At 73.4% G+C, this 5,652-nt stretch carries 6 protein-coding genes and 5 tRNA genes; 7 read left to right on the top strand and 4 right to left on the bottom strand.

Annotated features, from left to right (window positions below; all coding sequences use genetic code 11):
* Positions 1-231: 231 nt before the first annotated feature.
* A complete protein-coding gene (locus tag ACWDCZ_RS38490) occupies positions 232-801 on the top strand; it encodes a CGNR zinc finger domain-containing protein (protein WP_049656188.1) in 570 nt (189 codons plus the stop codon).
* Between the two features lie 41 nt (positions 802-842).
* On the opposite strand, the gene ACWDCZ_RS38485 is transcribed toward ACWDCZ_RS38490, so the two are convergent.
* Positions 843-1,307 carry a hypothetical protein gene (locus tag ACWDCZ_RS38485; RefSeq protein WP_449818372.1) on the bottom strand — a complete coding sequence of 155 codons (465 nt, stop codon included), beginning with the start codon at positions 1,305-1,307 and terminating at the stop codon, positions 843-845.
* Between the two features lie 110 nt (positions 1,308-1,417).
* Here ACWDCZ_RS38485 and ACWDCZ_RS38480 point away from each other — a divergent pair, with 110 nt between their 5' ends.
* Entirely contained in the window at positions 1,418-1,918 is a 501-nt protein-coding gene (locus tag ACWDCZ_RS38480) for a DsbA family protein (RefSeq protein ID WP_449818371.1), read from the top strand.
* A gap of 12 nt (positions 1,919-1,930) precedes the next feature.
* Here the strand turns inward: ACWDCZ_RS38480 and ACWDCZ_RS38475 are convergent, their stop codons facing one another.
* From ACWDCZ_RS38475 to ACWDCZ_RS38465, 3 genes are all read right to left on the bottom strand, one after another.
* On the bottom strand, positions 1,931-2,779 hold the full coding sequence (locus ACWDCZ_RS38475; RefSeq protein WP_375876749.1) for a GNAT family N-acetyltransferase: 849 nt from the start codon (positions 2,777-2,779) through the stop codon (positions 1,931-1,933).
* 64 nt (positions 2,780-2,843) lie between these two features.
* Positions 2,844-3,674 carry an aminotransferase class IV gene (locus tag ACWDCZ_RS38470; RefSeq protein WP_387966759.1) on the bottom strand — a complete coding sequence of 277 codons (831 nt, stop codon included), beginning with the start codon at positions 3,672-3,674 and terminating at the stop codon, positions 2,844-2,846.
* 27 nt (positions 3,675-3,701) lie between these two features.
* Positions 3,702-4,787: a chorismate-binding protein gene (locus tag ACWDCZ_RS38465; RefSeq protein ID WP_049656197.1), complete on the bottom strand. Its 1,086-nt coding sequence runs from the start codon at positions 4,785-4,787 to the stop codon at positions 3,702-3,704.
* Between the two features lie 320 nt (positions 4,788-5,107).
* Between ACWDCZ_RS38465 and ACWDCZ_RS38460 the strand changes: the two genes are divergently transcribed.
* The 5 genes from ACWDCZ_RS38460 (at position 5,108) to ACWDCZ_RS38440 (ending at position 5,629) form a co-directional block, all read left to right on the top strand.
* A tRNA-Gly gene (locus ACWDCZ_RS38460) sits at positions 5,108-5,180 on the top strand.
* 40 nt (positions 5,181-5,220) lie between these two features.
* Positions 5,221-5,294: transfer RNA gene (locus tag ACWDCZ_RS38455), tRNA-Cys, on the top strand.
* 34 nt (positions 5,295-5,328) lie between these two features.
* A tRNA-Val gene (locus ACWDCZ_RS38450) sits at positions 5,329-5,400 on the top strand.
* 41 nt (positions 5,401-5,441) lie between these two features.
* Positions 5,442-5,513, top strand: a tRNA-Val gene (locus ACWDCZ_RS38445).
* Between the two features lie 44 nt (positions 5,514-5,557).
* Positions 5,558-5,629 (top strand) — tRNA-Val (locus ACWDCZ_RS38440).
* The last annotated feature ends 23 nt before the right edge of the window (positions 5,630-5,652 follow it).

The raw sequence follows: 5,652 nt of genomic DNA, 5'->3' as shown, positions 1-5,652 counted from the left end.
GGGTCGACGCCCGCGACGACCGTCAGGTGCTGGCTGGGCTCGGGGGGCAGCCGCCGGTGGTTGTCAGAGGCTGCTGGTGATCATGGTGGCGGTGTCCGGTTTCGGACGCCTTGCCGGACTGCGCACACATCTTCGAAAGAAGGCACCGCCCTACCGGTACGAGGCCCGGTATGGTCTGGGGTAACCGCGGACGCGGGGTATCGGAGTCCCCCTGCGCGAGGAGCCCCCAACGTGCTGATCACCCATGACACCGAGTGCGCGCTGAGCCTCCTCGTGGAGCTGCTCAACACCGCGCCCGAGGTGTGCGGCGCCGAGCGACTGCCGGACGTCGCCGCACTGGACGCCTTCGTGGTCCGCCAGGAGATCAGCGAGATCGACTCGCTGACCGAGGACGACCTGCGGCGGGTGCACGAGCTGCGCACCCGGCTGCGCGAGGTGTTCGCGACGGAGTCCACCGCGGAGGCCGCCGAGCTGGTCAACTCGATGGTCGCGGCCGCCGGGACGACGCCCCGGCTGACCAACCACGACGGCCACGACTGGCACATCCACTACTTCGCGCCGCACGCCGCGCTCGGCGACCACCTGGCGGCCGAGCTGGGCATGGCGCTGGCCTTCATCCTCATGGCGGGCGAGCGGGAGCGGCTGCGCCGCTGCGAGGCGCCGGACTGCGCGCGGGTCTTCGTGGACCTCTCCCGGAACCGCTCGCGGCGCTACTGCGACAGCCGTACCTGCGGCAACCGGCTGCACGTCGCCGCCTACCGGGCGCGGCAGCGGTCGGCGGAGGCCGTTCCCTCCGCCTGACCGCCCGGGTCCGCCCGGTCCGCCGGATCCACCCGTCCCGCTCAGATCCCGCGCTTGCGGAGGATCTCCTCGATGTCGGCGAAGTCGCCGAGGCCGTCCTCCCGCTTGCCCGCGGCCGGCTTCTTCGCGGCCTTGGGGGCCGGCGCCGCCACCGCCGGCCGGTCGGGCGCCGGGCCGGCCGCGGCCGGGCGCTCCGGGGTGCTCTCCACCGCCGTACCGCCCCGGCGGCCCACCCAGCGGGTGGTGACCAGCAGGACCGCGGAGACGCCGAGCAGGGCGATGCCGGTCCAGACCCGCGGGTCGAAGACCAGCCTGGTCGCCCAGTCGGCGAACTCCCGGGCGATCGTGCTCGCCAGCGGGAACAGGCCGGTGAGGTAGAGCCCGGCGGGCAGCAGGGCCACCGCGAACCAGCGGGTCGCCGACAGGAAGCGCCGCCGGTAGGCCCGCAGCCCCGCGAAGGCCACTCCGCCCGCCGTGAGGATGAAGCTGATCGCCGCGCTCAGCACGAAACCGCTCCTTCGTGTCCGGTCGTCCTGGTCATCGGTGCCTTCCTCTCGGTCCGCCCTCGGGCGCACCTCCGGCCGGAGCGGGCGCCCACTAGTGGAACACTGAGGGAATGATCGATGGTTCCCTCCCCCGCCTCGAGTTCTGGTGCGACCTCCAGTGCCCGGACTGCCACACCGCGCTGGACGACGTACGGGCGCTGCGCGCGCAGTACGGCGACGCGCTGCCGCTGGAGGTGCGGCACTTCCCGCTGGAGAAGCACAAGCACGCCTACGCCTCCGCGGAGGCGGCCGAGGAGGCGTTCGCGCAGGGGCTGGGCTGGCCCTTCGTGGAGGCCCTGCTGGCCCGCACCGCGGAGCTGGACGCGCGCGGGCAGCAGGTGCTGCTGGAGGTGGCCCGGGAGGTCGGGGCCGACGTCGAGGAGGTCGACACCGCGCTGGTCGACGGCCGGCACATGCTGACCGTCGACGCCGACCAGGCCGAGGGCAAGGCGATCGGGGTCACGGGCACGCCGACGTACGTGATCGGCGGGAAGCGCCTCGACGGCGGGCAGAGCCAGGACGGGCTGCGCGAGCGGATCGTGGCCGTCCTCGAGGCGGCGAAGTCCTCCTGACCGCACGCCCGGTCACAGCTGCTTGCCGTAGACGCGCTCGGTGACCCGGTAGCCGAGCGAGGTGTAGAGCCGGATGGCGACCTCGTTGCCGGCGAAGACGTTGAGGCCGAGGTGCCGCACCCCGGCGGCCAGGCACTCGCGTTCGGCGAGCAGCATCAGCGTGCGTCCGTGTCCCTGGCCCTGATGGGCCGGGGACACCTCGACCTTCATCACCCAGGCGAGCGGTTCGCCGTCCGGCTGGTCGCGCAGGCGCGGCTGCAGCCAGAGCAGGCCGTACGGGCCCTCCCCGCCGTCGGCGCCGTACAGGCGGCGCACGACCATGCCGGGGGCCTCCGGGTCCGGCGGGGGCGGGCTCTGCGGCCCGGCGGCCATGCGGGCGCGGGCCTGTTCCTCGGTGAGGCCGGAACCGACCATCATGCGGACGTAGTCGTCCGCGGACTCCTCGTACCAGGCCCGGAGTTCGGCCGGGTCGTCGAAGGGGCGCGCGCTCAGCCCGACGGGCAGCTCGGGGGCGTCGACCAGCGGCTTGGACATGGCCAGGGCCCGCTCCGTGTAGCCGAGGGTCGCGGCGAGCCCCCGGGCCGCCGCGGCCGACTCCGGGACGGCGACGTCGACCCGGGTGCAGCCCCAGGTGCGCAGCACCTCCTCGGCGGCCAGCCCGCCGAACGTGCCGCGGCCCCGGCCCCGGCCCTCGGTGACTTCCAACTCGGATATTCTCCCGAAGAGTTGACCGCCCTGCGGGTCGGCGGTGGTACGCACCGCGCCGACCGGGCGGCCGTTCGAGAGGATCAGCCAGCGTCTGGTGCGGCCGCCGGCCGCGGTGGGTGTCTCCGGGCCCTCGGGGCGCAGCGTGGTGGTCATGTGGTGGTCCCTTCCCGTTGCGGGGGAGGTTATCCACGCGGTCGGCCTGCTCCCCGGCCGGGGATCACGGGTCGAGGTCGTCGCCGCTGCGCTCGGCGAAGACGGCCATGGCCTTGGCGGTGACGGGGCCGATGCCGGGCAGTTCGCGGTCGTCGACCCGGGTGACGGCCTGGACGTCGCGGGTGGTGGAGGTCAGGAAGACCTCCTCGGCGTCCTGGAGGGCGGTGAGCGGGAGGTCGGCCTCCTCGGCGCCGCACCAGTCGATGACGAGCCGCCGGGTGATGCCGGCCAGGCAGCCGGAGGCGAGGGCGGGGGTGAGCAGGCGGCCGCCGAGGACCACGAAGACGTTGGAGCCGGTGCCCTCGCAGAGCAGGCCGGCGGTGTTGGCGAACAGGGCCTCGGAGGCGCCGGCGCGGTGGGCGGCGGCCAGGGCGACGACGTTCTCGGCGTACGAGGTGGTCTTGAGGCCGGCGACGGCGCTGTGCTCGTTGCGGCGCCAGGGGACGACGGCGACGGCGGTCTCGTCGGGGCGGTGGCCGATCGCGCTGAGGGCGACGACCAGGGTGGGGCCGGTGGTGCCGCGCTCGGAGCTGAGCGGGCCGTTGCCGCCGGTGTAGGTGATGCGCAGCCGGCCGAGCGGTGCGGGGTTGGCGGCGAGGACCTGGGCGCAGGCCTCGCGGACCAGGTCGTGGTCGGGGTCGGCCAGGCCGAGGCCGCGGGCGGAGCGGGTGAGCCGGTCGAGGTGGCGGGTGACCGCGAAGGCCCGGCCGTCGACCGTCTTCAGGGTCTCGAAGACGCCGTCGCCGGTGGTGAGGCCGTGGTCGAGGACCGAGACGGTCGCGTCGGCGGAGTCGACGAGGGCCCCGTTGACCCAGCTCGTGGTGCGGTTGTGCATCGGGTGCTGCTCCTAGGCGGTGGGGGCTCAGGCCCCGGTCGGGTCGGATCCGCTGCCGGACTCGCCACCGGGTTCGCCGCCCGACGCTATCGCGACCAGGCGGGCGGCCTTCAGTTCGGTTTCGGCCCATTCGCGTTCGGGGTCGGAGCCCCAGGTGATGCCGGCGCCGGTGCCGAAGCGCAGGACGGGTGCGGCGGGGTCGGTCCGGTCGATCCAGAAGGTGCGGATGCCGACGGCGAGTTCGGCCTCGCCGCGGTCGGCGTCGACCCAGCCGACGGCGCCGCAGTACGGGCCGCGGGGGGCGGTCTCCAGGGCGTCGATGATCCGCAGGGCGCTGGACTTGGGGGCGCCGGTGACGGAGCCGGGCGGGAAGGTGGCGGCGAGGAGTTCGGGCCAGCCGGCGCCCTCGCGCAGGGTGCCCTCGACGGTGGAGACGAGGTGGACCAGGCCGGGGTGCTTCTCGACGGCGCAGAGGTCGGGGACGGTGACGGTGCCGGTCCCGCAGACCCGGCCGAGGTCGTTGCGGACCAGGTCGACGATCATCACGTTCTCGGCGTGGTCCTTGTCGAGAAGGTCGTCCTCGGTGCGGCCGGTGCCCTTGATCGGGCCGGAGGAGACGGTGCGGCCGGTGCGGCGCAGGTAGAGCTCGGGCGAGGCGGTGGCGATCTCGACGCCGTGGTCGGGCAGGCGGATGGTGCCGGCGTAGGGGGCGGGGTTGCCGTGGGCGAGGAGGCCGGTGAGGGCGTCGACGTCGCTGCGGTCCGGGTCGGGCAGTGGCGCGGAGAGCACCCGGCAGAGGTTGGCCTGGTAGACCTCGCCGGCGGCTATGTGCTCGCGGATGCGGCGGACGCCCGCGGTGTAGGCGGCGCGGTCGAGGGAGCTGTGCCAGCCGCCGGCCTCCGGTCCGCGCCAGCCGGCGCCGGAGGGCGGGGCGGGGGCGGGGCGGACCTCGTCGAAGCGGGCGCAGGTGAGGCGGCCCTCGAAGTCGTAGGCGACGGCCCAGTAGCCGGCGGAGTCCAGGGCGGCCGGGTCCGAGGTGACGTCGCGCAGTCCGGTGGCGAGGCGGCCGCCGAAGCGGGCGAGCGGGGTGCGGGGGGCGGGGTGGCCGGACACGGTTCTCCTGCGCGGTGGTGCTGGGGGGCGGTGCCTGAAGTGTAGGTCGGGGGGCGTGGGCCCGGCCCGGCTCGCGCCCCCGCGTACGAGCAGTCGCGTGCGTCGTGCGGGTGTGCGCCGGGTGGCCTGCGGATGATCGTCCGGGAGCGGCGCAGGTGGTGGCCGGTGGTCGGCCGGGAGGGCTGACGGGACGGCACTCGCCGGTCATCCCCTCGCATGCTGCGGGAACGGATTTTTAGCTGGCCCGGGAATCCGCTAGAGTTCAACACGTCGCCAGGGAGCGCAGCCGAAGAAAAGCGGTGAAGCCCCCCGGGAGACAGGCGGACGTGGCTCAGTTGGTAGAGCATCACCTTGCCAAGGTGAGGGTCGCGAGTTCGAATCTCGTCGTCCGCTCGATGGAGAACAGTGTAAGATCGTTCTTCATGTGTTGCCTGGTGGAGTGGCCGAGAGGCGAGGCAACGGCCTGCAAAGCCGTGTACACGGGTTCAAATCCCGTCTCCACCTCCAAGAGGTCCTCCCGGTTCTTCCGGGAGGCCTCCCCGCGCGATTAGCTCAGCGGGAGAGCACTACCTTGACACGGTAGGGGTCACTGGTTCAATCCCAGTATCGCGCACGTCAGGCCCCTCGGGGCTTGCTGCAGGACCGCCACATCAGGCGCGATTAGCTCAGCGGGAGAGCACTACCTTGACACGGTAGGGGTCACTGGTTCAATCCCAGTATCGCGCACAGTAACGGGCCTTCCGGGGCCTGCTGCAACACCGCCGCACCAGGCGCGATTAGCTCAGCGGGAGAGCACTACCTTGACACGGTAGGGGTCACTGGTTCAATCCCAGTATCGCGCACGTCAGGCCCCTCGGGGCTTGCT

This window comes from Kitasatospora sp. NPDC001225 (genome assembly GCF_053597855.1).
Note: the sequence above shows the minus strand (reverse complement) of the source record. Positions and strands in the feature narration are given on the sequence as shown.